Source organism: Stenotrophomonas sp. YJH_SMC_46, assembly GCF_059370315.1.
The window spans coordinates 969,842-996,391 of the sequence record NZ_JCAFTO010000001.1 but is presented as its reverse complement, the minus strand read 5'-3'; the positions used below and the strand labels follow the sequence as shown (position 1 = coordinate 996,391).

General features: G+C 67.6%; 22 protein-coding genes and 1 pseudogene. 12 read left to right on the top strand and 11 right to left on the bottom strand.

Going from position 1 to position 26,550, the window contains the following annotated elements; all coding sequences use genetic code 11:
- Positions 1–4 precede the first annotated feature (4 nt).
- Together AC5P8C_RS04655 and tldD are read left to right on the top strand one after the other, a co-directional pair.
- The gene (locus tag AC5P8C_RS04655) at positions 5–3,859 is read left to right on the top strand and encodes a YhdP family protein (protein WP_495218374.1); all 3,855 of its coding nucleotides are present in this window, start codon (positions 5–7) and stop codon (positions 3,857–3,859) included.
- Positions 3,860–3,919: 60 nt separating this feature from the next.
- On the top strand, positions 3,920–5,365 hold the full coding sequence (gene tldD / locus AC5P8C_RS04650; protein ID WP_019662103.1) for a metalloprotease TldD: 1,446 nt from the start codon (positions 3,920–3,922) through the stop codon (positions 5,363–5,365).
- A gap of 41 nt (positions 5,366–5,406) precedes the next feature.
- Here the strand turns inward: tldD and yjgA are convergent, their stop codons facing one another.
- Entirely contained in the window at positions 5,407–5,997 is a 591-nt protein-coding gene (gene yjgA / locus AC5P8C_RS04645; RefSeq protein WP_019662102.1) for a ribosome biogenesis factor YjgA, read from the bottom strand.
- Positions 5,998–6,064: 67 nt separating this feature from the next.
- Between yjgA and pmbA the strand changes: the two genes are divergently transcribed.
- Positions 6,065–7,432, top strand: a complete 1,368-nt coding sequence (gene pmbA / locus AC5P8C_RS04640) for a metalloprotease PmbA (protein ID WP_019662101.1) — start codon at positions 6,065–6,067, stop codon at positions 7,430–7,432.
- Between the two features lie 87 nt (positions 7,433–7,519).
- Entirely contained in the window at positions 7,520–7,891 is a 372-nt protein-coding gene (locus AC5P8C_RS04635) for a DUF4870 domain-containing protein (protein ID WP_019662100.1), read from the top strand.
- Positions 7,892–8,002: 111 nt separating this feature from the next.
- Here the strand turns inward: AC5P8C_RS04635 and AC5P8C_RS04630 are convergent, their stop codons facing one another.
- The 5 genes from AC5P8C_RS04630 to AC5P8C_RS04610 all read right to left on the bottom strand — a co-directional run bounded on the left by AC5P8C_RS04630 (position 8,003) and on the right by AC5P8C_RS04610 (position 13,258).
- Complete coding sequence (locus tag AC5P8C_RS04630) at positions 8,003–8,881, bottom strand: polyprenyl synthetase family protein (RefSeq protein ID WP_233653888.1); 879 nt, start codon at positions 8,879–8,881, stop codon at positions 8,003–8,005.
- Entirely contained in the window at positions 8,871–9,131 is a 261-nt protein-coding gene (locus tag AC5P8C_RS04625; protein ID WP_005410522.1) for an exodeoxyribonuclease VII small subunit, read from the bottom strand. The genes AC5P8C_RS04630 and AC5P8C_RS04625 overlap by 11 nt, the downstream gene beginning before the upstream one ends.
- Positions 9,132–9,167: 36 nt before the next feature.
- On the bottom strand, positions 9,168–10,454 hold the full coding sequence (tilS, locus tag AC5P8C_RS04620) for a tRNA lysidine(34) synthetase TilS (protein ID WP_233653889.1): 1,287 nt from the start codon (positions 10,452–10,454) through the stop codon (positions 9,168–9,170).
- 555 nt (positions 10,455–11,009) lie between these two features.
- On the bottom strand, positions 11,010–11,555 hold the full coding sequence (locus AC5P8C_RS04615; RefSeq protein ID WP_019660636.1) for a WG repeat-containing protein: 546 nt from the start codon (positions 11,553–11,555) through the stop codon (positions 11,010–11,012).
- Positions 11,552–13,258, bottom strand: a complete 1,707-nt coding sequence (locus tag AC5P8C_RS04610; RefSeq protein ID WP_019660635.1) for an alkaline phosphatase — start codon at positions 13,256–13,258, stop codon at positions 11,552–11,554. Before AC5P8C_RS04610 ends, AC5P8C_RS04615 begins: the two co-directional genes overlap by 4 nt.
- 153 nt (positions 13,259–13,411) lie before the next feature.
- On the opposite strand from AC5P8C_RS04610, the gene AC5P8C_RS04605 reads away from it, so the two are divergent.
- Positions 13,412–14,746 (top strand): dicarboxylate/amino acid:cation symporter, encoded by a 1,335-nt coding sequence (locus AC5P8C_RS04605; RefSeq protein WP_019660634.1) that lies wholly within the window; start codon positions 13,412–13,414, stop codon positions 14,744–14,746.
- A 220-nt stretch (positions 14,747–14,966) separates the two neighbouring features.
- On the opposite strand, the gene AC5P8C_RS04600 is transcribed toward AC5P8C_RS04605, so the two are convergent.
- On the bottom strand, positions 14,967–15,740 hold the full coding sequence (locus AC5P8C_RS04600; RefSeq protein WP_005414115.1) for a C40 family peptidase: 774 nt from the start codon (positions 15,738–15,740) through the stop codon (positions 14,967–14,969).
- A gap of 131 nt (positions 15,741–15,871) precedes the next feature.
- On the bottom strand, positions 15,872–16,411 hold the full coding sequence (locus AC5P8C_RS04595; protein ID WP_031270212.1) for a C40 family peptidase: 540 nt from the start codon (positions 16,409–16,411) through the stop codon (positions 15,872–15,874).
- A 111-nt stretch (positions 16,412–16,522) separates the two neighbouring features.
- Between AC5P8C_RS04595 and AC5P8C_RS04590 the strand changes: the two genes are divergently transcribed.
- The 7 genes and pseudogenes from AC5P8C_RS04590 (at position 16,523) to AC5P8C_RS04560 (ending at position 22,046) form a co-directional block, all read left to right on the top strand.
- Entirely contained in the window at positions 16,523–17,005 is a 483-nt protein-coding gene (locus AC5P8C_RS04590; protein WP_111098588.1) for an FKBP-type peptidyl-prolyl cis-trans isomerase, read from the top strand.
- Positions 17,006–17,104: 99 nt separating this feature from the next.
- Positions 17,105–18,349 (top strand): DUF418 domain-containing protein, encoded by a 1,245-nt coding sequence (locus tag AC5P8C_RS04585; RefSeq protein WP_495218373.1) that lies wholly within the window; start codon positions 17,105–17,107, stop codon positions 18,347–18,349.
- 15 nt (positions 18,350–18,364) lie between these two features.
- Positions 18,365–18,508, top strand: a pseudogene (locus tag AC5P8C_RS04580) (amino acid dehydrogenase); the annotation flags it as partial.
- Positions 18,505–19,863, top strand: coding sequence for a glutathione-disulfide reductase (gene gorA / locus AC5P8C_RS04575; RefSeq protein ID WP_019660629.1), 1,359 nt, complete (start codon positions 18,505–18,507; stop codon positions 19,861–19,863). The pseudogene AC5P8C_RS04580 and the gene gorA, both read left to right, overlap by 4 nt.
- A 159-nt stretch (positions 19,864–20,022) precedes the next feature.
- Positions 20,023–20,943: a DMT family transporter gene (locus AC5P8C_RS04570; RefSeq protein WP_019660628.1), complete on the top strand. Its 921-nt coding sequence runs from the start codon at positions 20,023–20,025 to the stop codon at positions 20,941–20,943.
- Complete coding sequence (locus AC5P8C_RS04565; protein ID WP_239502454.1) at positions 20,940–21,278, top strand: MGMT family protein; 339 nt, start codon at positions 20,940–20,942, stop codon at positions 21,276–21,278. The genes AC5P8C_RS04570 and AC5P8C_RS04565 overlap by 4 nt, the downstream gene beginning before the upstream one ends.
- 93 nt (positions 21,279–21,371) lie before the next feature.
- Positions 21,372–22,046: a rhomboid family intramembrane serine protease gene (locus AC5P8C_RS04560; RefSeq protein WP_164144891.1), complete on the top strand. Its 675-nt coding sequence runs from the start codon at positions 21,372–21,374 to the stop codon at positions 22,044–22,046.
- Positions 22,047–22,150: 104 nt separating this feature from the next.
- Here AC5P8C_RS04560 and AC5P8C_RS04555 read toward each other — a convergent pair whose 3' ends face one another.
- From AC5P8C_RS04555 to AC5P8C_RS04545, 3 genes are all read right to left on the bottom strand, one after another.
- A complete protein-coding gene (locus AC5P8C_RS04555) occupies positions 22,151–23,734 on the bottom strand; it encodes a phytoene desaturase family protein (RefSeq protein WP_495218372.1) in 1,584 nt (527 codons plus the stop codon).
- A gap of 76 nt (positions 23,735–23,810) precedes the next feature.
- Positions 23,811–24,305 carry a VOC family protein gene (locus AC5P8C_RS04550; protein ID WP_019660625.1) on the bottom strand — a complete coding sequence of 165 codons (495 nt, stop codon included), beginning with the start codon at positions 24,303–24,305 and terminating at the stop codon, positions 23,811–23,813.
- A 125-nt stretch (positions 24,306–24,430) separates the two neighbouring features.
- Complete coding sequence (locus AC5P8C_RS04545; protein WP_019660624.1) at positions 24,431–26,437, bottom strand: M13 family metallopeptidase; 2,007 nt, start codon at positions 26,435–26,437, stop codon at positions 24,431–24,433.
- Positions 26,438–26,550 lie beyond the last annotated feature (113 nt).

Below are 26,550 nucleotides of genomic sequence, written 5' to 3'. Positions count from 1 at the left end.
GCCGATGAGCGCGCCGCCGCGCCTGCGACTGCGAAGGATCCGCCGTCATCTCATTGCCGCCTGCGCGGTGGGCCTGGTCGGGCTGGCACTGCTGGTGGGCACCCTCAGCCAGCTGCTGCCGCTGGCCGAGCGCCACCCCGACAGGATTGCGGCCTGGCTGAGCGAACGTGCCGGCCAGCCGGTGCGTTTCGACCAGCTGCAGACGGCCTGGACCCGTCGTGGCCCGTTGCTGCAGCTCAAAGGCCTGCATATCGGCGCGGGCCGCGGCCTGGCCATTGGCGAGGCCGAGGTGCTGGTATCGATGTACAGCGGCCTGTTGCCTGGCCGTTCGCTGACCGAGTTGCGCCTGCGTGGGCTGGCGCTGGATCTGCAGCAGGATGCAAGCGGTCGCTGGTCGGTGCGTGGGCTGCCACAGTCCGCCGACGGTGGAGATCCGCTGGATGCGCTGCGCCGGCTGGGCGAGCTGCAGGTGATCGGGGGGCGCCTGGGCGTGCACTCGCCGACGTTGGGCATCGACACCACGCTGCCGCGCATCGACCTGCGCCTGCGGGTCAATGGCGATCGCCTGCGCGTGGGCGTGCGCGCCTGGGCCCAGGCCGAAGCGCTGCCATTGACTGCGGTGCTGGATGTGGACCGCACGCGTGGCAACGGCGAGGCCTGGCTGGGCGCCGATCCGGTCGATTTCCATGCCTGGTCTCCGCTGTTGGCGGCCGGCGGTGTGCGCCTGCGCGAGGGCAAGGGCGAACTCAACCTGTGGTTGACCCTGCGCGAATTCGTGCCGGTGGCGGTGACCACGGATTCGGACCTGCGCGACGTGCGCATCGATGGCGCACCGATACCCGGCATGGCGGCGCCGCAGCTGCAGCTGCAGCGACTGCAGGCCCGCCTGCGCTGGCAGCGCCAGGCCGAGGGCTGGGCGCTGCAGGTACCGCGCCTGCGGCTGAAGAATGAAGACGGCGAGCAGCGCCTCGATGGCCTGCAGCTGCAGGTCGGCAAACAGCTGCGGGTGCGTTCCGGTGAAGTGCAGGCCGGCATCGCGCTGCGTGCGCTGGCCCTGAGCGATCGCCTTGAGCCGGGCCTGCGTCGCTGGCTGTTCCTGTCCAGGCCGCAGCTGGACGTGCGCGCGTTGCAGCTGGCCGGCGAACGCGATGGCCCATTGTGGGCGCAGGGTGAACTGCAGTCGCTGGGCTTTGCAAGCGTCGGCAATTCACCGGGGCTGCGCGGCCTTGGCGGGCGTTTCGAAGGCGATGCCAACGGCTTCAGCCTGCAGCTGCAGCCGCAACGGCAGCTGCAGTTCGATTGGCCCACCGGCTTCGGCGTGCGCCACGACCTGCAGCTGGCCGGGCAGATCGTGGGCTGGCGCGACGAGGGCGGTGGTTGGCGGATCGGGACGCCGGCGATGCGTGTGGAAGGTACCGACTATGCGGCCGACGTGCGCGGCGGTGTGTGGTTCCAGGGCGACGGTACGCGGCCGTGGCTGCAGCTGGCCGCCAAGCTGGACGACGTGCCGATGACGGCGGCCAAGCGCTTCTGGATCCACTCCAAGATGAGCAAGGGCGCCACCGACTGGCTGGACATGGCACTGGCCGGCGGCCAGGTACGTGGCGGCGTCGGCCTGGTCACCGGTGACCTGGACGACTGGCCGTTCGACAACAACGATGGCCGCTTCGAGGCCACCGGCCACATCACCAATGGCGACATCCGCTTCCAGCATGATTGGCCGCTGATGAGCCAGGTCGATGCCGATATCGCCTTCATCGGCCCCGGCTTCGACATGCATGGGCGCGGCGACCTGGCCGGCGTGGCGGTGCAGAAGTTCGAGGCGGGCATCCAGGATTTCGGGCAGCAGCCGCTGTACGTGCGCGCCGATGCACAGAGCGAGGCCGGCAGACTGCTGGCCATGCTGCGGCAGAGCCCGCTGCACAAGGACTATGGCGATACCCTGGACAACCTCACCGCAGCGGGCCCGACGCATGTGACCTTCGATCTGCTGCAACCGCTGCACCACGATGAAGGCGGTGGCCATCTGCAGGGGACGGTTGACCTGGCCGGCGTGAAGCTGGTCGACAAGCGTTTCCAGCTCGCCTTCGACAACATGCACGGGCAGGCGCGCTACAGCAATGGCGGTTTCGATGCCGAGGAACTGTCGGTGCGCCACCTCGGCCAGGACGGCCGCCTGAGCCTGCGTGCTGGTGGCTACGTGCACGACAGCAGACTGGCCTTCGAATCGAAGCTGTCGGCCACGCTTGACGCCGGCGTGCTGATCGACCGCGCACCGGAGATGGCCTGGCTCAAGCCCTACATCACCGGGACCTCGCCGTGGACCATCGCGGTCAACCTGCCCAAGGTGGCGCCAGGTGCTCCTGCGCCGCCCAGCGAGCTGCGCTTGAGCTCCGATCTGGTCGGCACCCGGCTGGATCTGCCGGCGCCGCTGGACAAACCGGCTGCCGAGCCGCTGGCGACCACCGTGGCCGCACAGCTGCCGATGGGTGCCGGCCGCATCGATGTGGCGTTCGGCCAGCGCCTGGCGCTGGCCGCGCGCAGCCACAACAACCAGACCGGCGTGCAGGTGACGCTGGGCAGCGACCATGTCGATCGCGAGCCGCCGCCCAGCGGATTGACCGTCAACGGCCGCAGCCCGACCTTGGACGCATTGGAGTGGATCGGCCTGGCGCGGGGCGGCAGCGATGACAACACGATGCCGCTGCGTGCGGTGGACGTGCAGGTCGGTCAATTGAAGCTGATCGGTGGCGTTTTCGAGCAGACCCGGTTGCAGCTGCATCCGGGCGCGCAGGCGCTGGACGTGCGCCTGGCGGGCCCGTCGCTGGCCGGGCGCCTGACTGTCCCCAATGCTGACGGCGGCACCATCAGCGGCCAGCTCGACCGTGTGCACTGGCAATCGCTGCCGGCAGCTCCGGATGCACCGGCCGCACCGGCCCGGGTCCAGGCCGGCGCCAACGATATGGACCCGGCCAAGCTGCCGCCGTTCGCGCTGGACATCGCCGACCTCAAGTTCGGCAAGGTGGTGCTGGGCCAGGCGGTGCTGCGCACACGACCGTTGGCCAATGGCCTGAACGTGGACGAGCTGCGCTTCCGCGCGCCGGACCAGGAGATCGACATCAGCGGTCGCTGGCTGGGCCGTGCCGGCGGAGCCCGCACCGAGCTGACCGCCCAGGTGCGCAGCGAGGATCTGGGCGGACTGATGCAGAACCTGGACTACGGCGGCCAGCTGCGTGGTGGCTCCGGCCAGGCCCAGCTGCAGGCCACCTGGAGCGGGGGGCCGTCGGACTTCCAGCTGGGCAACCTGCAGGGCCGCCTGGACCTGCACGCACGCAACGGCCAGCTGCTGGAGCTGGAGCCGGGTGCTGGCCGCGTGCTGGGCCTGCTCAGCGTGACCCAGCTGCCGCGGCGCCTGATGTTCGACTTCCGCGACTTCTTCTCCAAGGGCTTCGCGTTCAACCAGATCGACGGCAGCATGCAGTTCGGCCAGGGCATGGCGCGCACCGACAAGGTGCTGATCGAAGGCCCGGCAGCCAACATCACCATCCGCGGCCAGGCCGACCTGCGCAACCAGCAGTTCGACCAGACCATCGACGTCAACCCGCGTGCCGGCAACCTGCTGACCGTGGTGGGGGCAGTGGCCGGTGGCCCGGTGGGAGCGGCGTTGGGCGCGGCCACCAATGCGGTATTGTCCAAGCCGTTGGGCGAGATTGGCGCCCGTACCTACAAGGTGACCGGTCCATGGAAGGAGCCCAAGGTGGAAGTGATCGAACGCAGCCGCGACAAGGCTCCACCACCCGCGCCGGCACCGGCGCCGGCCATTCCACCGACCGTCACCGGCCTGCCGCGCCCGCGGTGAGCGCGGCCTTCCTGTTCACGGGGCTTGCCTGAGCGCCCCCGCATCCCCAGATCGAGAACCATGACTGACATCGCCCTGACGCTTGCCCAAGACCGCCTGCTGCGCCCCGGCGGCCTGGATACCGCTGGCCTGGAGCGCACCTTCGGCCAGTTGCTTGGCCCCGGTGTGGACTTCGGTGATCTTTACTTCCAGCATGCCCGCCGCGAGAGCTGGAGCGTGGAAGACGGCATCGTCAAGGATGGCGCCCATTCCATCGAACAGGGCGTGGGCGTGCGGGCAATTTCCGGCGAAAAGACCGGCTTCGCCTATTCCGATGACATCCACGCCGACGCGCTGCTGGCGGCGGCGCAGTCGGCACGTGCGATCTCACGCGAAGGCGGTGCCCAATCCGGGCGATCGCTACTGCGTGGCAACGCGCGCGCGCTGTACCCGGCGCTGGACCCGATCGATGGTATCGGCAACGAGGCCAAGGTCGAGGTGCTCAAGCGCCTGGATGGCTACCTGCGTGCCGCCGACCCGCGCGTGAAGCAGGTGATGGTGAGCCTGTCCGGCGGCGTCGACACGGTGCTGATCGCACGCAGCGACGGTGTGCTGGGTGCTGATGTGCGGCCGCTGGTGCGCCTGAACGTACAGGTGATCGTCGAGCACCACGGTCGCCGCGAGTCCGGCTATGCAGGCGGCGGTGGCCGCTACGGGTATGAAGAACTGTTTGCGGACGGGCGCCCCGAGGCCTTCGCCCGCGAGGCGCTGCGCCAGGCGCTGGTGAACCTGGACGCCGTTCCGGCTCCGGCCGGGGTGATGCCGGTGGTGCTCGGTCCGGGCTGGCCGGGCGTGCTGCTGCATGAAGCGGTTGGCCACGGGTTGGAAGGCGACTTCAACCGCAAGGGCACCAGCGTCTACGCGGGCCGCATCGGTGAGCGCGTTGCCGCCCCGGGCGTGACCATCGTCGATGACGGCACGCTGGACGGACGCCGCGGTTCGTTGAACATCGACGACGAGGGCCATCCCAGCCAGTGCACCACGCTGATCGAGGACGGCATCCTGGTCGGCTACATGCAGGACAGCCTCAATGCGCGCCTGATGGGCGTGGCGCCTACCGGCAATGGCCGCCGCGAATCATTCGCGCACATGACCATGCCGCGCATGACCAACACCTACATGCGTGCCGGCCAGCACGACCCGCAGGAGATGATCCGTTCGGTGAAGAAGGGCCTGTACGCGGTCAACTTCGGCGGCGGCCAGGTCGACATCACCAGCGGCAAGTACGTGTTCTCGGCGACCGAGGCCTACCTGATCGAGGATGGCCGCGTCACCACGCCGGTGAAGGGCGCGACCCTGATCGGGAACGGTCCGGAAACCATGCAGAAGGTGCGCATGGTCGGCAATGACCTGGCCTTGGACGAGGGCGTGGGCGTCTGCGGCAAGGACGGGCAGAGCGTGCCCGTGGGTGTCGGCCAGCCCTCGCTGCTGATCGAGGGCATCACCGTCGGCGGTACCCAGGCCTGAGCCGGGCGATGGCCAGCGCCACCGCCCCGACCGGCGCGGACTCAGTCCTCGTCGGCTTCGTCGGTCTCGACGTGGCCGGCGTCTTCGTCGCCCGCCGTCTTCAGGCCAAGCGCGGCCGGCAGCATCAGGCCGCGCAGCACCTGGAAAATCTCACGGTAGGCGCGCGGCGGCTTGTTCCTAGCCTTTTCGGCCTGCGCGTTGCGCACCAGCGTGCGCAGCTGCTGGCGATCGGCCTGCGGATAATCGTCGAGAAGGGCCGCCAGTGCCTTGTCACCCTCGGCCAGCAGGCGGTCGCGCCAGTCCTCAACGCGATGCATCATTGCCACTTCGCGGCGGCCGGTCTCGCTGTTGGCGTCCAGCGCGTCGCGGATCGCATCCAGCGTGGCCTCTTCTTCGCGCCGCATGTGCTTGGCCAGGAACGCCAGCTGGCGCTTGTGGGCGATGTGGGCGGTGATGCGCTTGCACTCGGCGATATGCGGCAGCAGGTCTTCCGGGATCGGCAGGCGCGCCAGCTGGGCCGGGGTCAACGACACCAGCTTCTCGCCCAGGGCCAGGACGTCGAGCGCGTCGCGCCGGTTCTGGCTGCGGCTCTTGTCGTGGAATTCACCGGTTTCTTCGTCGCGTCCGCGCATCGTCCATACCTGATTTCAAAAAAGTCGCCCGGCGTGATGCCGGGCCCAACCCGTACAGGATAAAGCATTGAACGTGATCGCCCCTGAAGTGGCCGTCGGCGACGACAGCGCGGCCCGGCTGGAACGGCTGGCCGACCTCTCCCAGCAGCTGCTCGACCGTGCCCGCGCGCTGGGCGCCAGCCAGGCCGAGGTCAGCTGCAGCGAGGATCGTGGCCTGGAGGTCAATGTCCGCCTTGGCGAGGTTGAGACCGTGCAGTCCACCCGTGACCGCGGTATCGCCGTCACCGTCTATTTCGGGCAACGCAAGGGCAGTGCCAGCACTGGCGACCTGAACGAGGCCAGCCTTGCCGCCACGGTCGAACAGGCCTGTGCGATCGCCCGGCATACCGAAGATGACCCGGCTGCCGGCTTGGCCGAGGCCGCGTTGATGGCCACCGACTTCCCGGATCTGGATGCCTGGCACCCGTGGGCGCTGCAGGCCGACGAGGCGGTGGACCTGGCCCTGGCCTGTGAGAACGCAGGCCGCGAGGCCGATGCGCAGATCCGCAATTCCGACGGCGCTTCGGTGTCAAGCATGCAGAGCCTGTCGGTCTATGCCAATTCGCATGGTTTCATCGGCCGTGAGCGCGGCACCCATCATTCGGTGGGCTGTGCGCTGATTGCCGGCCAGGGCGATGGCATGCAGCGCGATGGCTGGTACACCAGTGCGCTGGCCCGCGAGGATCTGGAGGAGGTGGGCCTGGTCGGTCGTCGTGCTGCCGAGCGCACCGTCGCCCGCCTGCAGCCTCGCTCGATGGCCACCGGCAGCATGCCGGTGTTGTTCGCCCCGGAAGTGGCGCGCAGCCTGGTCGGCCACCTGTTGTCGGCGGTGTCCGGCGGTGCCCTGTACCGCCAGGCCAGCTTCCTGCTGGACAGCGTCGGCCTGCAGTTGTTCCCCGGCTGGATGCAGATCGAGGAACTGCCTCACCTGCGCCGTGGCCTGCGTTCGGCCGCCTTCGATGGCGATGGCGTGGCCACCCGAGCTTCGGCGCTGGTCCGTGACGGCGTCCTGCAGCGCTACGTGCTGGGCAGCTACTCGGCACGCAAGCTGGGCCTGCAGACCACCGCCAATGCCGGTGGCGTGCACAACCTGCAGTTGGCCGCCAATGCTGGCGCGCTGCAGGACATCGCCCGGCAGATGGGCAATGGCCTGCTGGTGACCGAGCTGATGGGGCAGGGCGTCAACGGGGTGACCGGCGACTATTCGCGGGGCGCCGGCGGCTTCCGCGTCGAGAATGGCGAGATCCAGTATCCGGTGGATGGCATCACCATCGCCGGCAACCTGCGCGAGATGTTCAGCAGCATCGAAGCGGTGGGCAGTGATGTTGACCCGCGCTCGCACATCCGCACCGGCTCGATCCTGGTGGGGCGGATGACCATTGCCGGTAATGATTGATGGCGTCGATGGCGTAAGCTATGCCCGCCTGACGCAGCCAGCTTGGTGCTGGTGGGTCAAGACCACCCAATGAAAAGGAGTTTTGTCGTGAGCGAATTCGATAACGTCCCGCCGCCGCCGGCGACCACCGAGGCCCCGGCCGACCAGCGCACGATGGCGCTGGCTGCGCACCTGCTGGGCATCTTCACCGGCTTCATCGGCGCGCTGATCATCTGGTTGATCAACAAGGATGATGCGGGCAAGGCCTTTGTGACCGACCAGGCCAAGGAAGCGCTGAACTTCCAGATCACCGTGGCCATCGCCATGGTCATCTGCATGATCCTGACCATCGTCGTCATCGGCGCGATCCTGATGCCGATCGTTGGTCTGGTCAGCCTGGTGTTCTGCATCATTGCCGCCGTCAAGGCCAACAACGGCGAGGCGTACCGCTACCCGTTCGCGCTGCGCCTGATCAAGTAAGTTCGTCCGCACGCGGATACATGCAACGCCCGGCATTGCCGGGCGTTGTTGTTTGGCGCTCGTGCCGGGCCAAGCGCGGTGAGCGCAGTGCGGCAGCGTCGCCGCCAGCAATCAGTGATTGCGCTCCACCGCCAGCGTTGCCAGCGCGCGCAGCGGATCGGCTTCCTCGCCATGGCCGGCCAGGGTTGCCTGCATGCGCGCTGCCAGTTCGCGCAGCTGTGCTTTGGCGCCGTCCATGCCCAGCAGCGCCGGGAAGGTGCTCTTTTCCTGTGCCTGGTCCTTGCCGGCGGTCTTGCCCAGTTGTTCAGAACTGGCTTCCACATCCAGGATGTCATCGCGGACCTGGAAGGCCAGGCCGAGTGCATCGGCGAAACTGTCGAGCTGGGCCAGCTGCGGTTCGTGGGCCTGGCCGCACAGCGCACCCATGCGCACCGCCGCGCGGATCAGTGCGCCGGTCTTCAGTGCATGCATGCGGGTCAGTGCCGCCAGGGTCTGTTGCTGGCCGGTGGCATCGATGTCCAGCGCCTGGCCGCCGCACATGCCGGAGGCACCGGACGCGTGGGCCAGGGTCTGCAGGCAGGCCACGCGCAGCGTGGCCGTCAGCGGCGCATCGGCCAGCAGGCCAAAGGCACGGGTCTGCAGGGCGTCACCGGCGAGGATGGCGGTAGCTTCGTCGAAGGCGATGTGGGTGGTCGGCTTGCCGCGGCGCAGGGCATCGTCGTCCATCGCCGGCAGGTCGTCATGCACCAGCGAATAGGCGTGGATGAGCTCGACGGACATCGCGGCCGCGTCCAGGTGATCCAGTTGCGCGCCGAACAGGTGGCCACTGGCGTACACCAGCAGCGGCCGCATGCGCTTGCCGCCACCCAGCACCGAGTAGCGCATCGCCTGGTGCAGGCGTTGCGGGGCCTCGGCGGGCGAGGGCAGGGCGGCGTCGAGCTGGCTCTCGATGCGGTCGCGCCAGCGCGCGAACAGGGCTTCAGCCGTCATGGCTGGGCGGATCGAACGGCTCGGATGCTTCCGGCTGCGCCGGATCGCTGAGCAGGCGCACGCGCAGTTCGGCCTGTTCCAGCGCCTGCTGGCACTGGCGATACAGACCGACGCCACGTTCGTAAGCACTGAGCGAGGCTTCCAGGCTCAGCTCGCCGGTTTCCATCTGCTCCACCAGCTGTTCCAGCGATTCAAGCGACTGCTCGAACTGGGCGACCGGGGAGGCGTTTTCGGGGGACTTCTTGGCCATGCGGCAAGTGTGGACGGGCTGCGCGCGGGGGTCAATTCACCAGCCGCCGGGACGCCAACGCAGCTGTGCCCCGTTCGCCTGCAACCAGGCCTGCAGGGGCGCGGCGATGACCACGTCGGCGGCGGCGAGCAACTGCGGGCCATCGAAGATCAACGGCAGCTGCGCGCGGCGCCACGGGGCAAGACGCTCACGTTGCAGGCAGTCCTTCAGCGCGTGCGAATGCTGGCGACCGGGTAGCAGGATGCGCTCACCGCCCGCGCGCGCACGTACCTGCAATGGGCGTTCGAAGGCCGGGGCGCCCTGCAGGCGCAGTTGTCCGCCATCGGGCAGCGCCAATGGCGCGCGTCCGTCCCATTCGGCCTGCCACGCGGGGGGGAGCGCAGGTAGCCGGGCTGGCAGCAGGTAGGCGTGGTCGCGCCATTGCTGGATCGCGTGATCGTGCCAGCGCACACGGGCCTGGCGATCGTTGCCGGCCGGCAGCAGTTCGTCCAGCGCCTGTTTCAGCACCGTGGCCGGCAACGGTGCTGCAGCATGGCCCAGCACCCAGGCGCGCAGCACGCGTGCGGCGCGGCCCGGCGACACTTGGCGCAGAAGTTCCAATGACAGCACGCGCGGTGCCACTTCCAGATGCGCGATCAGCTCGGCGTCTTCCTCGTCCAGCAGTTCGCGGGTCTGCCGGCAATGCGTCGCGCTGCCGGCCAATGCCGACGCCGCGTGCGGCCAGCGCTGGCGCAGCAACGGCAGCACCTGCAGGCGCAGGAAGTTGCGATCGGCGTGGTCGTGGCCATTGCTGGGGTCTTCGATCCAGCGCAGCGCGTGCTGCCGCGCGTAGTCGAGCAGTGCGCTGCGTGGCACCGCCAGCAGCGGCCGCCATAGAGGCTGTTCGCCAAGGCGGCTGTGTGCGGACATCGCGGCAAGGCCATCGACGCCGGATCCGCGCAGGGCCCGCAGCAGGAAGGTCTCGGCCTGATCGTCCTGGTGCTGCGCCAGTGCCAGTGTTTCGCCGTCGCGCAGTTCGGCGGCGAACGCTGCACGTCGTGCCTGCCGCGCCGCGCCTTCAAGGCCGAGGCCCGCGCGCTTGTCGACCTGCACGTGATGCACGGCCAGTTCAATGCCCAGTGCCGCGCATTGCTGCTGGCAATGCAGCACCCAGGCGTCCGCATCGGCCTGCAGGCCATGGTGTACGTGCACCGCACGCAGCGCCGTGCCGGAGGCCTGTGCGCAGCGCCACAGCCAGTGCAGCAGCACGGTCGAGTCGACACCGCCGCTGTAACCCACCAGCAGCGGCGCATCCAGCGGAACGAGGGCAGGGAAGGCAGTCACGGCGGCAAGTATAGGGTGGGGTTTGCTTGGCAGGGCTGCGCCCTGCACCTGCTACGAGCCAGAGCAACAGCAACAGCTGGTCTGCTGAGGGATGGCGGGGTGGGTCCGGTTGCGGGGGACGCTGCAAGTACGTCCATGTAAGCTCGGTCGCCGCATCCATGCGGCTCACGCCCCCGCAACCGGACCCACCCCGCCTTCGACAGATTGCCGCGATCTGTCGGAACGGCGTCTTGCACCGCTTTGGTAGGTGTCGACCTTGGTGGACACAGTAGATCCACGCCATGCGTGGATGACTCATTCGATATCTGACAGATGTGTCGACCAAGGTCGACACCTACCAACAGCCGCCGGAAAACTGTCGAAGGTTGGGCACTGTGGGTTTGCGGGGTGTGAGCCGCATGGATGCGGCGACCAAGGCTACATGGACGTACTCGCGCCGTCCCCGCACACCCACAGTGCCCCGCCATCCCACGGAATGCACGCTGTTGCTGTTGCTTCCGGCCGTTGCCGTTGCCGTTGCGTCTGCAGGTGCAGGGCGCAGCCCTGCCGAAAACCCTACTTCACCCGACGGCCCGAACGGTCGATGCGGAACCACTCTCCGCCTTCCATCGGCGTGTGGCCATCGGCATCCGGCGTACCACGACGGCAACCATTGCAGACCTCGGCGACGCCGTCCTGGAACGGCCATGCGAAATCGAACGTGCCGGGTACCACCTGGCGGAACGTCAGGTCGAAGTAACCCACACGGTTGCCTACGCGGGCGCGCAGCAGGCCTTCCTGCGGCGTTTCCGGGCCGTTGTCCCAGGTCAGCACCGGCAGGCTGCGGCCCTTGCGGTCGACGTAGTGGAAACCCTGGTCGGCGTACACCACTGCCAGACCGTGGTCGTCGTAATTCAGGGCCTTCAGCGTGTCGGCACTGATCTTCGGCCGGTGATCGATCACCTCGCAGTTGGGCAGCGGCCACAACCCGTGTTCGTCGGTCAGCAGCTTGCATGCCGGTGCCTGTGCCGCTGCAGTGGCGCTGACCAGCATGCCAAGCAGGGCCAGCGACCGCGCGAAGCGGCCGCTGGCAGCGTCAGGGCGGGCCTGCCGTGCGATCACTTGGCCTCGGCCTTGCGCTCGAACGCGGTCGGTGCCGGCAGCTGCACCGGCACGCCCTTGTCATCGCAGGTGCCGGCCTGGCACAGGCGCTCGCGCAGGGCCGGGGTGGCCTGCACGATCATGTGATAGATCGCGTTCTGTTCCAGCGTGCCGCGGATCGCCTTGCTGCCCGGGCCGCGTGCCCAGATGCCGACGTCCTCGCCACCGTGCGATTCGGACTTCATCGGCACCAGCGCTTCCTGCATGTAGTCCGGATGCTCGGTGTCGACCTCGCGCAGGTTCGGGCGGCCGTTGGCCGGTTCGAAGCTGCTCGGGTTGTGCGGATAGCGCTTCGGGCCGGCCGGCTGCTGGTTGCTGCTGCCGGTGTGGCCCGGGCCATTGGCGTAGCTCAGCGTGGTGTACGGCTGGCCGGTGCCGTCCAGTGCGTAGTCCAGCTTGCCGGCGCCATCTTCGCCGCCCTTGTCCTTCACCTTGCCCAGGATCGGGTTGCCGCGCGCCGGGTAGCCGACGAAGTTCAGCGTGTGCGAGTGGTCGGCGGTAACGATGATCAGGGTGTCGTCGGCCGAGGTCAGCTCGCTGGCCACGCGCACCGCATCGGACAGCGCCACGGTTTCGGTCAGTGCACGGTAGGCGTTGCCGCTGTGGTTGGCGTGATCGATGCGTGCGCCTTCGATCATCAGCACGTAGCCTTCCGGGTGCCTCGACAGATTCTTGATCGCCGCTGCGGTCAGTTCGGCCAGGCTCGGCTCACCGCCCGGATCCTGCGGGCGCTCGTACTCGTAGCGCATGTGGTCCGGTTCAAACAGGCCGAGGATCGCCGGTGCGTTGGCGGCGGCGGCCAGCTGCTTGCTGTTCCACACGTAGGCGCCGTGCGGATGGGCCTGCTGCCATTCCTGCACCAGGCTGCGCCCATCCAGTCGCTGGCCGACCTTGTCGTCGTACTCCGGGTCGCGCTCTTCCACGGTGGTGAATTCCCCGCGCCCGCCGCCGAGGGCGACCAGCGGGCCGCGCCCGTAGCGCGAAGTCGACAGCAGTTGCTGGGCGATGTCCTTGCAGCCGGCCGCCTTCGCCGCTTCAGTCAGGTCGGTATCGTTTTCCCAGTTGCGCTCGGGCGAGTGCGCGTAGGTCGCGGCCGGGGTGGCATGGGTCAGGCGCGCGGTGGACACCACGCCGGTGGCCAGGCCGGCGCTGTCGGCCAGCTGAAGCCAGGTCAGCAGGCCCTTGGACAGGCTGTCGGCACAGTCGGTGCGGCTGCCGGCGCTGACGCCGATCGCACCCATGTGGGTCTTCACACCGGTGGTGATGGCGGTCATGGTGCCGGCCGAATCCGGGGTCTGCGAATCGGTGTTGTAGGTCTTGCTGAACGCCGTGGCCGGGAAGCGCTCCCAGGACAGCAGGTTCTCTTCACCGGAGCCCCCCTTGCGCTGGCCCTCGTAGATGCGCGAGGCGGCCACGGTGGTCAGGCTCATGCCGTCGCCGAGGAACAGGATGACGTTCTTGGCCTTGCCGGACATCGCGCCGTTGGCGGCGGCCTGGGCAGCGCCGCTGCGGTACCACCACTGCGGGGTTTCGCCGGCCGGATGGGCGACGGGATCGACGGCGACCTTCAGGCCGGCCGGGGCAGAGGCGGGGGTGGTGCTGGCGCAGGCGCCTAGCAGCAGGGTGGTGGCGCAGGCGGCCAACAGGGAGACGGAACGGCGCATGGACGCTGGGATCTCACAAACTGTAACGGGACGTTCATTATGCCCGCCCTCGCAAGGCACGCCGATGACACACTGATTTGCCGGTCGGGCGGTCGTTCCCCAGCCGTTGATGGGCTATCGTGCCAGCATCCCTTCCTTCCCTCTGGATTGCCTATGAAGCTGGTCTCTGCCTGGCTGCGGATTCCATTCTGGCAGCGCGTGGTCGGTGGCTTCGTGCTCGGCGCGCTGGCCGGCTGGGCGCTCGGCCCGGCCGCGGAAACGTGGTTCGGCCCGCTTGGCGAGCTGTACGTCACCCTGATCAAGATGATCGCCGTGCCGCTGGTGTTCTTCGCGGTGATCAATGCGATCTCGTCGCTGCACGGCCAGAAGTCGGTTGCCGCGCTCAGTGGCCGCACCTTCCTGTGGTTCGTGATCACTGCTGCTTTGGCGGTGTGCGTCGGCCTGGGCGTGGGCACCGTGCTGCAGCCCGGCGCCGGTGGCCTGCAGCTGACGATGGCCAGCAATTACGTGCCGCGCGAAGTGCCCAGCGTGGTGCAGGTGCTGCTGGACGTGGTACCGGCCAATGTCTTCTATGCGCTGTCCGGTATCGGCACCAAGGTCAACGCGGCCGGCGAAACCGTGCTGGCCGCCGGCCGTGGCTCGATCCTGCCGGTCATCTTCTTCGCTGGCCTGGTCGGCTTCGCCATCGTCAAGCTCGGCGAGAAGGTGACCGAGGCGCGCAAGCTGGTCGGCCAGATGAGCGACATCATGATCCAGGTGACCCGCTTCGTGCTGGAAGTCACCCCGATCGGCACCTTTGGCCTGATCGCCGGTCTGGTCGGCAGCTACGGGTTCGAGAAGCTGCTGCCGCTGGGGCATTTCGTGCTGGCGCTGTACGTGGCCTGCGCCCTGCACATCGTGGTGGTCTACAGCGCACTGCTGCTGGCGCACGGACTGAACCCGCTGAAGTTCTTCCGCGGTGCGGCGCCGGGCATGCAGGTTGCGTTCGTCAGCTCTTCCAGCTTCGCGGCGATGCCGGTGGCATTGCGTTCGATCACCCACAACCTGGGCGTGAACAAGGATTACGGTTCGTTTGCGGTGCCGCTGGGCGCCAGCATCAAGATGGACGGCTGCGGCGCGATCTACCCGGCGCTGTGCGCGGTGTTCATCGCACAGTACAGCGGTGTGCCGCTGACTCCGGAGCAGTACGTGGTGGTGCTGATCGCCTCGGTGCTGGGCAGCTTCGGTACCGCCGGCGTGCCGGGTACTGCGGTGATCATGGCCACGGTGGTGCTGAGTGCGGCCAACCTGCCGCTGGAGACCATCGGCTACCTGTATGCCATTGATCGCATCCTGGACATGATGCGCACGATGACGAACGTGACGGGCCAGATGCTGGTACCGGTGATCGTGGCCAAGGAGACCGGGCTGCTTGACCAGGCGGTGTACGACAACCCGTCCAGCAACGTGGGCGTGGATGATCCCGACCCGACACCACCGCGCGCCTGAGGTGGTGTGCTGAATTGAAAGGCCCGCCCTGACCGGCGGGCCTTTTGTTTGGGGGATGGCCGAGGCGGTGTCGGCCAAGGCGGCCTCCGCTTGATCCACACCATGCATGGATGGAGCCGGTGGCGACCAAGGTCGGCAGCCACCCACCATTACGGGCCCAACAAAAAAGCCGCTGCAGGGCAGCGGCTTCTTGCATCAGGCGGCGCTGTAGCGCCAGGGGTCAGAGATCCACCCGGCGGGCCTGCATGAACTTGTTGCCCCAGTAGCCACTGAGCAGGGTGTCCACGCGCACATCCTTGCCCGAGCTGGGGGCGTGCAGGAAGCGGCCGTCGCCGACATAGATGCCGACGTGGTCGACGCGGCCCTTGCGGCCGAAGAAGACCAGGTCGCCCGCCGCCAGCGCGGTGCGGTCGTTGATCAGTTCGGCGTTGTCATCGTGCGCCATCTCGCGCGAGACGCGCGGCAACTCGATGCCCAGCGCCGAACGGAACACATAGCCGACCAGGCCGCTGCAGTCGAAACCGCTGTCCGGGTTGCTGCCACCCCAACGGTACGGGGTGCCCAGCAGGGTCATCGCGCGGCGCAGCAGCGACTGCACCTTGCCGTTGTCGGCGGCGGTGCCGACGACGCTGCCATTGGCGGCGCTGCTGGTGTCGTAGTTGGCGAGCAGGCGGCTGAGGTCACCGGCCACCACGGCCGAACGATCCATCAGCGGAATGGTGTCGTTGGCGGCCAGGTGCGGCAGCAGGGCGGCCAGCGTGGCACTGGCGGCGGCATCGACTCGGCTGCGCTGCGGAGCGGCAGCCTCGGCCTTGGCGGCCGGTCGGGCGGTGCTCTCGGCCACCGGGGCCGGGGTCACATCGGAACGGTTTGGAGCAGTCTGCGACCAGGCCGGAAGGCTGGTCAGGCACAGTGCCAGGCCAAGCAACAGCGGGCGGGCACTACGTGAAGATACGGAAGTCTGGCCTTCGCTTTTCAGGTCGTCAGTCGTCACGCGTCGGTCACAGGAAAAAAACGATGGGGCATCATGCCCTGTAAAAGCGCGGATAAGTTAAAAATTCCGTTATAAAATCGTTATTTATATAGTGACGTATCTCACAGTTTTAGATATATCGCCTGTTCAGCTTAGCGAAGGACACGTTTCGCGCCCGTGTAGTGGTCTTTCCAGTAGGGGCCACTGAGCGAGTCCAGGCGAACCGTACCGCCGGTACTCGGCGCGTGCACAAAACGCCCTTCACCTACATAGATGCCCACGTGGGTGACGCTGCCGCGGCTGCCGAAGAACACCAGGTCGCCGGTGGCCAGGCGTTGCGGATCGATCCTGGGGCCCTGTACCGCCGCCAGGTCGCGCGAGGTGCGCGGCAGCCGCAGGTCCAGCATCTCGCGATAGACATAGGCGACCAGCCCGCTGCAGTCGAAGCCCGAGTCCGGGGTGTTGCCGCCATAGCGGTAGGGCGTGCCGACCAGGCTGATGGCCCGCATCAGCACCGAGTTGGCGGCCTCGGGGTTGTCCGGCACGGTCTTCGGCCAGTTCGCCGTCGGCGGGGGCGGCGCCGGGCGGGTGGCCTTGCCGCCGCCACAGGCGGTCATCAACACGGGCAGGGCCAGCAGCAGGGCCGGGGCGAGAAACCGGCGCGGGCCGGACGAAACTGGCGTGATGTGCATGATCTCCGGATAATGCGCCACCTTGGAATGGCCGTCATGATGGCGGCGTCCCCGTCGGGCGACAACCCGCCCCAACCCGCCTGCCTCCGGCAGATCCAGACAGAGTTGCGCATGAAGATCGAAAAAGACCGCGTTGTCCGCTTCCACTACACCGTTTCCGAAGTCGGCCAGGAGCCGATTGAATCGTCCAAGGACCGCGGCGAGCCGCTGGCGATCCTGATCGGCCATGGCAACATCATCCCGGGCCTGGAAAACGCCATGATGGACAAGGAAGCCGGCGCGACCTTCAGCGTCGACGTCAAGGCGGCCGATGCCTACGGCGAGCGCCGCGAGGGCCTGTCCCAGCGCGTGCCGAAGAAGCACTTCGGCAACACCAAGCTGGCCCCGGGCCAGCAGGTGGTGCTGCAGACCAACTTCGGCCCGCGTGCGGTGACCGTGCAGAAGGTCGGCATGAGCGTCGTGGACGTCGACCTGAACCACCCGATGGCCGGCAAGGACCTGCACTTCGACGTGGAAATCGTCGATGTGCGCGAAGCCGGCAAGGAAGAGCTCGACCACGGCCACGTCCACGGCGACGGTGGTCACCAGCACTGATCGCAGCGCGATCGTGATGGATGCGACGGCCCGCTTCGGCGGGCCGTTGCGTTTCTGGAACATGGCGCGGCCATCCATGGCGCGCGGGCCGGCGGCATAATGGCGGACCTGCCTGACGGACGCCCCGTGAACGCTGTCTCTCCTTCCCTGCAGCCGGTGGCTTCCGGCGAACGCATCGCCGTGCTGGACGTGCTGCGTGGTGCCGCGCTGCTGGGCATCCTGCTGATGAACATCGAGGCCTTCAGCGGTCCGCTGGACCTGGCCTTCACCGGCATTGACTTGCACTGGCGGGGCATCGATTACTGGGCCGACGCCTTCGTCTATGTGTTCGTGCAGGGCAAGTTCTTCACCCTGTTCTCGCTGCTGTTCGGTGCCGGCTTTGCGGTGATGGCGCAACGCGCCGAGGTGGCCGGGCGCGACTTCACCCCGTTCTACCTGCGCCGCAGCGCCGGCCTGCTGCTGATCGGCCTGTGCCACGCGCTGCTGGTCTGGTCCGGCGACATCCTGGTGATGTACGCGTTGGTCTCGTTGCCGTTGCTGGCCTGCCGCGAGGCGCCGCGCAGCTGGCTGCCGTGGATGGGCGTGATCGTCTATCTGGGCGGCGTTGCGCTGATGCTGCTGGTGGGCGCGATGGTGTCGATGGCTTCGGCCGAAGACATGCAGAAGATGCTTGCCGAAGCACAGCAGGCCATCGCGCAGCAGCGCTTGGTGTACGGGCACGGCAGCTGGATGCAGGCCACCGCGCAGCGCCTGCACGAGTTCGGATCGTCGATGGGCGCGCTGCTGATTACCGGTCCGGAAGTGCTGGGCATGTTCCTGATCGGCAGCTGGTTCGCCAGCAGCGGTGCACTGGTATCACCCGAGCGCTTCCCACGGCTGTACGTGCTGTTGCGTTGGGTGGCGCTGCCGCTGGGCCTGGCGGTCACGCTGCTCGGCGTTGCCTGGAAGCCGTATCTGGCACCGGGCGCCTACGACCTGCCGGTGACCGCAGCGATGGCACTGGTGACGATCGGCGGGCTGCCGATGTGCCTGGGTTACCTGGCGTGGATCGTGCGTTGGCGCGCGCGGCTGGGATGGCTGGCGCCGGTGGGGCGCATGGCATTGACCCACTACCTGGCCCAGTCGTTGCTGTGTACCTGGCTGTTCTACCACTATGGCCTGGGCAGGTTCGAGCGGATGCCGCGCAGCGTGCAGTTGCTGTTCGCGCTGCTGGTATTCGCAGCGCAGGTGGCTGTTTCGCACGCGTGGCTGGCGCGCTTCCGCTTTGGTCCGGTGGAATGGCTATGGCGTGCAATGACCTATCGCCAGTGGCCACCGATGCGGCGTGGAGCCGGGCAGGGCTGATCGATGCAGGGCGCGCATCCTCACGTCTGGCTTGCAGCTGGGCATGGCATGCTCGGCATCAGCATGAGCGCTGGCAACGGCCAGCTGATCGCCGATCTCGTCTGCGTCCGTACGCCGGTGATCGACCCTGCCCCCTACCGACCCGAGCGATTCCGATGAGCACTGCACCCTATGACTACGACCTGATCGTCCTCGGCGGCGGCTCCGCCGGCCTGGCCGGTGCGATCCGCGCCGCGCAGCACGGCAAGCGCGTGGCGCTGCTGGAGCCGGGCGAACTGGGTGGGACCTGCGTCAACGTCGGTTGCGTGCCGAAGAAGGCCATGTGGCTGGCAGCTGACCTGCATGAGCGCATCGGCCTGGCCAGTGCGATGGGCTTCGATGTCCAAGCGCGCCCGGCGCTGTCGTGGAAGGAACTGGTGATACATCGCCAGGCCTACATCAGCAATATCCATACCAGCTACCACAAGCGCCTGGACGAAACCGGCGTGGTGCGCATTCCGGCGCGCGGCCATCTGCTCGATGCGCACACCGTGGCCTGCAGCGATGGCGTGCGCTACAGCGCCGAACACATCCTGATCGCCACCGGCGCGCACCCGCTGCGCCCGGACATTCCCGGCGCGGAACTGGGCCTGGTTTCCGATGATTTCTTCGATCTGCGCGCGGCACCGGCCGAGGTGGCGATCATCGGTGGCGGTTACATCGCGGTGGAGCTGGCTGGCCTGCTGCAGGCACTGGGCAGCAGGGTGAGCCTGCTGGTGCGCGGTCAGCGGCTGCTGGATCGCTTCGACTACGAGCTGACCGATCAGCTGGCCGAGAACCTGAAGCAGCAGGGCGTGCGCATCCATTTCGGCTATCGCCTGCGCGAACTGCAGCGCGATGGTGAGCGCGTACGTGCATTCGGCCATGATGGCCCGCTCGACAGCGTGTTCGATGCGGTGTTCTTCGCTGCCGGCCGCCGCGGCAACAGCCGTGGCCTGGGTCTGGAAGCGCTCGGCATCGACATCGGCGAGCACGAGCAGGTGCAGGTGGACGAGTGGCAGACCACCCGTGTGCCGAGCGTGCATGCGGTCGGCGACATCGCCGGCAAGGTCGGCCTGACCCCGGTAGCGGTGGCCGCGTCGCGGCGGCTGATGGACCGGCTGTTCGGGGGCCGCCCGCAGTCGAAGATGGATTACGAGAACGTGGCCAGCGTGGTGTTCTCGCATCCGCCGCTGGGCGCGGTGGGCATGAGCGAGGAGGAAGCGCGCCGGCGTTTCGACCAGGTGAGCGTCTACCACAGCCGCTTTCGCCCGATGCTGCAGGCGCTGGCCAACGGCCCCCAGCGCAGCCTGTTCAAGATGGTCTGTGCCGGCCCGGAAGAACGCGTGGTGGGCATCCACCTGCTGGGCGAAGCGGCCGACGAGATCCTGCAAGGCTTTGCCGTGGCGGTGAAGATGGGCGCGACCAAGGCCCAGTTCGACGACACCGTGGCGATCCACCCGACCTCGGCCGAAGAAGTGGTGCTGATGCGCTGAGCCGGGCCGTTGTGGCGCCGAGCCCTGCTCGGCTGCCTTTCGCCCCGGCCTGGCGAAGCCGAGCGCGGGCTCGGCTCTACAGGGCAGCGGGCGCCCCCGTGCGACAATGGGCGTCCCCACGTCTTACCGGGCCGCCCTGCGCGGCCCGCCGTCGTCCTGATGTCCACTCCCGCTTCCCGCATCGCTACGGCTTCCCCACGCATTGCGCTGGGCGGCATCGGCCTCGCCGCGATCGGTGCCATTGCCGCGTCGGGCAAGGCGATCATCGTCAAGCTCGGCCTGCGCCATGGCGTCGATGCCACCACGCTGCTCGCGCTGCGCATGCTGATGGCGCTGCCGCTGTTCGTACTGATGGCCCTGTGGGCCGCGCGCCGGGCCGAGCCGCTGTCCTGGGCTGATCGCGCCCGCGTGCTGTGGCTGGGCTTCACCGGCTATTACCTGTCCAGCCTGCTCGACTTCCAGGGCCTGCAGTACATCAGCGTGACCCTGGAGCGGCTGATCCTGTACTTGAACCCGACCCTGGTACTGCTGATCAACGTGCTGCTGGCGCGCCAGCGGCCGGGACGCTGGCAGATCGGCGCGCTGGTGCTGAGTTACCTCGGCGTGCTGCTGGCCTTCGGGCACGACCTGCAGCGCGAGGGCGGCCAGATCATCGTCGGCAGCCTGCTGGTGCTGGGCAGTGCGCTCAGCTACGCGCTGTACCTGTTCGGCAGCGGGCAGGTGGTCGCGCGCATCGGTGCAGTGCGGCTGACCGCCTATGCCAGCTGCGTGGCCAGCGTGCTGGTGCTGCTGCATTTCGCGGTGACCCATCCGCTGCCACTGCTGTGGCAGGCACCGGCGCCGGTACAGTGGCTGTCGCTGGTCAATGCCACTGTCTGTACGGTGCTGCCGGTGCTGGCGATCATGTTGGCGGTGCAGCGCGTGGGTTCGTCGCTTGCCGCGCAGGTCGGTATGCTGGGCCCTGTTTCCACCATCGTGATGAGCCTATGGCTGCTCGACGAACCGATGGGGCCGGCACAGATCGCCGGTACCGTGCTGGTGCTGATCGGCGTTCTGCTGGTGACCCGCCTGCGGCGCTGACGCCGGAGCAGGCGCGTGCGCGCATCCTGGCGGTGATCCGCGCGATCCCGGCTGGGCAGGTGATGGGCTACGGACAGGTGGCGATGCGCGCGGGCCTGCCCGGGCGAGCACGCCTGACCGCGCGCATCCTGGGCCAGAACGACGACCCGGACCTGCCCTGGCACCGCGTGCTGCGCTCGGATGGGCGCATTGCCATGGAAGAAGGGTCGGCGGGCTGGCGTGAGCAATCGCAGCGGCTGCGTGCCGAGGGCGTGGTGGTTGAGAACGGCCGGGTGCGGATGCCCACGACCGATCCGACGGTAGCGCTGGATGCTGCCGTATGGGGGCCGGGCTGAGCGCCGCTGGCGACTGAACAGGCCGGACCTGCGGGTCGCCAACAAGGCGCGGTGCTGCGGCTATGATGGAGGTCGTTCCATGCCGGTGCTCCCATGTTCCCGCGACTGCCAACCGTCACCAAGGCCCTGCTGATCGCCAACGCGATCCTGTTCCTGCTGCAGCAGCCGTTCCTGCTCGGCATGCAGACCTTCGAGCCGTTCATGCTGCAACCGCTGCAGCAGGGCTTCGATGCGTTCTCGCCGGGCGGCAACTTCCAGCCGTGGCAGCTGCTGACCTATGGCTTCCTGCATGGCAGCTTCGGCCACCTGTTCTTCAACATGCTGGCGGTCTTCATGTTCGGTGCGCCGCTGGAGCAGACCTGGGGCGAGAAGCGATTCCTGCTGTACTACCTGGTCTGCGTGGCCGGTGCCGGTGTCTGCCAGCTGCTGGTGGGAACGCTGCTGGAGAATCCGGCCACGGTGCTGGGCGCCTCCGGCGGCGTGTTCGGCCTGCTGCTGGCCTACGGCATGCTGTTCCCGAACCAGCGGGTGATGCTGCTGTTCCCGCCGATCCCGATGAAGGCACGGACCTTCGTGATCCTGTTCGGTGTGGGCGAACTGGTGCTGGGCATGACCGGCTGGCAGCCAGGCGTGGCCCACTTCGCGCACCTGGGCGGCATGCTGTTTGGCTGGTTGCTGATCCGCTACTGGCGCGGGCAGCCGCCGTTCAACAATCGCCGCCCGCCCGGCCCGCCGAAGCGCCCGAACCATCTGCGCAGCGTGAAGTGAGGCGCGATGCGCCTCGCTTCACGCGGGTAGGTGCCAACCTCGGTTGGCACACCTTGGCCAGGATCATCTGACGCGGTAGGTGCCGACCGTTGGTCGGCACGGCTCTAGAGATCCTGCAGCACTACCTGTGCCGCGTTGTGCCCCGGCGCACCGGTCACGCCGCCCCCGGGATGTGTTCCCGACCCGCACAGATACAGGCCGGGCAGGGCGCCACGATAGCCAGCCTGGCCAACCATCGGCCGTGCCGAGAACAACTGGTTGGCACTGAGCGCTCCGTGAAAGATGTCGCCGCCGATCAAGCCGAAGGTGCGCTCCAGGTCCAGCGGTGACAGCACCTGGCGGCCCAGTACGCTGCCAGCGAAACCCGGCGCATACCGTTCAACGGTGGCGATCATCAGATCGGCCACCGTTTCACGATGATCATCCCAGTGACGCCCACCGGGCAGCACGGGCGCCACGTGCTGGCAGAACAGGCTGGCGACGTGCTTCCCCGGCGGCGCCAGCGAATCGTCCAGCGTGCTGGGAATGAGCATTTCCACGATTGGTTCGCGTGACCAGCCATTGCGACGCGCATCCAGCCAGGCACGGTCCATGTAATCCAGGCTTGGGGCCATGATGATGCCGGCGCTGAGGTGATCGCCGGGACCGGGCAGAGCCCGGAAGTCCGGCAGCTGCGACAGCGCGACATTCATCCGGAACGTGCCGGAACCGCAGCGCCAGTTCGCCATGCGTTCGCGCGTTGCGTCCGGTACCTGCTCCGGTGCCAGCATCTGCTCGTACAGCAGCTTTGGATTGACGTTGGCGATCATCGCGCGTGCGCGCAGGATTTCGCCGTTGGCCAGTGCCACGCCCACGACACGACCCTGCTCGATCAGCAGGCGTTGCACACCGGCATCCGCGCGTAGCTCGGCCCCGGCCTCCCGCGCGGCAGTGGCGATGGCCTGGCTGATCGCGCCCATGCCACCGATCGCATGGCCCCACGCACCTTTCATGCCATTGCACTGGCCGAATACGTGGTGCAGCAGCACGTAGGCACTGCCCGGTGTATACGGGCTTGCGTAGTTGCCGACGATGCCGTCGAAGCCGAACAGGGCCTTGATCGGCTCGCTTTCGAACCAGCGGTCCAGGTACTCGGCGGCCGACAGCGTGAACAGGTCCAGCAGTTCCTGGCGTAGCGAAGCATCCAGCGTTGCCAGTTCGCGGCCGAGGCGGCCCATCTGCCAGAGCGCGGGCAGCGCACGCCAACCGCCTGCTACACCCAGGTCCGGTGGCGCGCGCAGGGCCCAGGCGCGCAGCACGTCGGCGAAGATCTCCAGGCGCGCTTCGTATTCGGGTAGCCGCTGTGCATCCCGCTCGGAGAACTTCGCGACCTCGACCTGGGTGCGGCCCGGTGCGGACAGCAGGTAGCGGCCGTCCGGCAATGGCAGGAAGTTGTTGGCCGGGCGATTGATGATGCGCAGCCCATGCGCATGCAGCTGCAGGTCGTCGATCACCTTCGGCTGCAGCAATGACACCGTGTAGGACGCCACCGAGTTGCAGAACCCGGGGTGGAATTCCTCGGTGACCGCCGCGCCGCCGAGAACGCCACGACGTTCCAGCACCAGCACCTTCTTGCCAGCGCGTGCGAGATAGGCCGCGCAGACCAGGCCGTTGTGGCCACCACCGATGATGATCGCATCCCAGGACATCAGCACCTCGGAAAAAGGGGACGGAGGGAATTAAGTCGCAATTCGCATTGGGTCACAGACAATGGGGAATAACGACTTAATCCCCTCCGTCCCCTTTTTTGATTGCCGCTTCGATGGTGGCGATGTCGATCTTCTTCATCGGCATCATCGCGTTGAAGGCGCGCTTGGCCAGTGCCTTGTCCTGGCTGGTCACCGCTTCGATCAGCATGCGTGGGCTGATCTGCCAGGAAACGCCCCATCGGTCCTTGCACCAGCCGCACTGGCTCTCCTGGCCACCGTTGCCGACGATCGCGTTCCACAGGCGGTCGGTCTCGGCTTGGTCCTCGGTCTGGATCTGGAAAGAAAATGCTTCGCTGTGCTTGAACGCGGTGCCGCCGTTGAGGCCGACGCAGGGGATGCCGCAGACCGTGAATTCGACCGTCAGTACGTTGCCTTCCTTGCCGTCCGGGTAGTCGCCCGGGGCGTGGTGGACAGCGCTCACCGCGCTGTCGGGAAAGGTGTTGGCATAGAAGGTGGCGGCCTCGAGCGCGCCGTTGTCGTACCAGATACAGATCGTGTTCTTGTGTGCCATGGTCGGGCTCCGCAGCGGACGAAGGCGCAGCGATAGCACGGGCGGTGTTAACCCGGGATCGTGCTGCATCCGCAAAAAAAAGGGCGCCCGAAGGCGCCCTCTGCATCCCCAGCGTGACGGCTGGCTCAGCGCCAGACCTTGATCTGCTCGGCTTCGCTGCGCTGCATCGGCTGGCCGGCCTTGCAGCTGAAGGTGGCACCGAAGGCCGGCAAGTTGGCCAGCGTGCCATTGCTGCGCCACAGGCCCGGCGCGCGGATGTCGGCGGTCAGGCGGCGCGCGGCCTCGTTCGGCGACAGCTGCTGCGCCCACAACGTCGACCAGGCGCGGAAGAAGCCCTGCTGCTGTGCCGGCTTGGCCTTCGGCTCCTGCGCGGTGTATGCGGCCCAGGCCAGTTCCAGGCCGGCGATGTCGGCCAGGTTCTCTTCCTGGGTGAGCGTGCCGTTGACCTTGGCACCCTTCACGCCCGGGAAGTCGTAGGCGCTGTACTGCGCGGCCACGCGATTGCCGAGCAGGGTCCAGGCGGTCTTGTCGGCCGGAGTCCACCAGCTGCGCAGCTCACCCTTGGCATCGACCAGCGCGCCCTTGGCATCGATCGCACGGGTCAGTTCATGGCCGACCAGACCACCAAAGCTGCCGAACTTGTCGGCGGCGTCGGCCTTGGCGTTGAACACCGGGCCCTGCAGGATCGCGGCGGTGACGATCAGGCGGTTCTGCGCCAGGTCATAGGCCAGCGACGGCTGCTGCGGCAGCACGTCCCAGCGACGGTCGGCGTTGCCCTTGCCGATTCGCTTCATTTCCTCGCGATGGCGCCAGGTCGACGCGATCAGCATATTGCCACCGAACGAGCCGCGGCCCATCGGCTGCACGCTGTAGTCCAGGTCGCGCAGTGGAGTGCCGATCTCGATCTTCAGCGCAGCCAGCTTGGCCTGCGCTTCGGTCTTGGCTTCGGCACTCATCCAGCTGCTGTTCTTTACCGCCTCGATCTGTACTTCGCGCACCTTGTCGACGATCCATGCGGCCTGGCGACGATCTTCGGCCGACAGGTAGCGGGCGGCGTACTCGCGACCGACCATCGGGCCGGCGGCCACATTGATTGCATCCAGCACGGATTCCCAGCGCTGCGGCGGCAGGGTCTGGCCACGCAGCACACGGCCACGGAATTCGAACTCGGCGTCGCGGTAGGCCTTGGACAGGTACGGCGCCATCGAGTCGCCCACGCGCCAGCGCAGGTACGCCTTCCACTGCTCCGGCTTGAGCTTGGTGACCATGCCATCGAGCTGCTTGAACAGGCCCGGGTCGGCCAGCGAGACCAGGTCATCGTCCACGCCCTGTGCCTTCAGGAACGCGTCCAGCTGCAGGTTGCGGTAGCGGCTGTTGAGCTCCTTGGTGGAGATGGGCGCGTAGTTGTTGAACGGGTTGTTGATGCCGGCCAGCGACTGCGCATTGCGTGCCAGTTCGGTTTCCAGCGCGATCACCGCCTGCGACTCGGCATCCAGCTTGGCGGCCGGGGTACCGGTCAGCGCCAGGATCTGCTTGACGTAGTTGCGGTAGCGGCCCATCAGCGCCACGGTGTCGGCGTCGGTGCGGGTATAGAACGCCGGATCCGGCAGGCCCATGCCGCCCTGCATGAAGTAGCCGATGTGACGATCCAGCGCCTTCAGGTCGACGTCCGGGCCGAAGTTGAAGGCCACCGGGATGCCGACCTGGTGCAGCGCGGCGATCGAGGCCGGCACATCCTTGGCCTTCTTGATGGCGTTGATGCGGGTCAGCAGCGGCGCAATCGGATTGGAGCCGTCTGCTTCCACGGCGGCTTCGTCCAGGCCACTGGCCCAGAAGTCGCCCAGCAGCTTCTGCACATTGCCCTGCGGCGACTTCATCGCGGCGTCGAGCAGTTCACGCTGCTGCTGGCGGCTGCGGTCAACCAGCTGTCCCAGCGCGGTGACGGCGCCGGTCTGCGGCACCGGGTTGGCCTTCAGCCAGCCTGCATTGGTGGCGTCGTAGAAGTCGCTGCACTGGGCGCTGACGGCCGGAGCGCGTGCGGCCTTCTTCTTGGCGGCGAACGCATCGTGAGTCGGGACCAGGGTCGCCAGGCTGATGCCCAGGGCGATGGCAAGCGGACGGAAGTTGGGCATGTGGAACGAATCCGTGATGGATTGAGGGCGCGCGCACTATAGCAAGCCGGACATGGGCGCGGGATGCACGCGTCGCGGTGCATTCGCCGACCAAGGTCGGCAGTTACCGGGAA

What these genes read in the sequence shown, in the direction of transcription:
- AC5P8C_RS04585 (WP_495218373.1), top strand. Translation starts at nt 17,105, where the DNA reads ATGGCGGACCTGCCTGACGGACGCCCCGTGAACGCTGTCTCTCCTTCC.
- AC5P8C_RS04545 (WP_019660624.1), bottom strand. Translation starts at nt 26,437, where the DNA reads ATGCCCAACTTCCGTCCGCTTGCCATCGCCCTGGGCATCAGCCTGGCG.
- AC5P8C_RS04560 (WP_164144891.1), top strand. Translation starts at nt 21,372, where the DNA reads ATGTTCCCGCGACTGCCAACCGTCACCAAGGCCCTGCTGATCGCCAAC.
- AC5P8C_RS04570 (WP_019660628.1), top strand. Translation starts at nt 20,023, where the DNA reads ATGTCCACTCCCGCTTCCCGCATCGCTACGGCTTCCCCACGCATTGCG.
- AC5P8C_RS04610 (WP_019660635.1), bottom strand. Translation starts at nt 13,258, where the DNA reads ATGCGCCGTTCCGTCTCCCTGTTGGCCGCCTGCGCCACCACCCTGCTG.
- AC5P8C_RS04605 (WP_019660634.1), top strand. Translation starts at nt 13,412, where the DNA reads ATGAAGCTGGTCTCTGCCTGGCTGCGGATTCCATTCTGGCAGCGCGTG.
- AC5P8C_RS04550 (WP_019660625.1), bottom strand. Translation starts at nt 24,305, where the DNA reads ATGGCACACAAGAACACGATCTGTATCTGGTACGACAACGGCGCGCTC.
- AC5P8C_RS04555 (WP_495218372.1), bottom strand. Translation starts at nt 23,734, where the DNA reads ATGTCCTGGGATGCGATCATCATCGGTGGTGGCCACAACGGCCTGGTC.
- yjgA (WP_019662102.1), bottom strand. Translation starts at nt 5,997, where the DNA reads ATGCGCGGACGCGACGAAGAAACCGGTGAATTCCACGACAAGAGCCGC.
- AC5P8C_RS04655 (WP_495218374.1), top strand. Translation starts at nt 5, where the DNA reads ATGAGCGCGCCGCCGCGCCTGCGACTGCGAAGGATCCGCCGTCATCTC.
- tldD (WP_019662103.1), top strand. Translation starts at nt 3,920, where the DNA reads ATGACTGACATCGCCCTGACGCTTGCCCAAGACCGCCTGCTGCGCCCC.
- AC5P8C_RS04630 (WP_233653888.1), bottom strand. Translation starts at nt 8,881, where the DNA reads ATGACGGCTGAAGCCCTGTTCGCGCGCTGGCGCGACCGCATCGAGAGC.
- AC5P8C_RS04595 (WP_031270212.1), bottom strand. Translation starts at nt 16,411, where the DNA reads ATGCACATCACGCCAGTTTCGTCCGGCCCGCGCCGGTTTCTCGCCCCG.
- AC5P8C_RS04590 (WP_111098588.1), top strand. Translation starts at nt 16,523, where the DNA reads ATGAAGATCGAAAAAGACCGCGTTGTCCGCTTCCACTACACCGTTTCC.
- AC5P8C_RS04625 (WP_005410522.1), bottom strand. Translation starts at nt 9,131, where the DNA reads ATGGCCAAGAAGTCCCCCGAAAACGCCTCCCCGGTCGCCCAGTTCGAG.
- gorA (WP_019660629.1), top strand. Translation starts at nt 18,505, where the DNA reads ATGAGCACTGCACCCTATGACTACGACCTGATCGTCCTCGGCGGCGGC.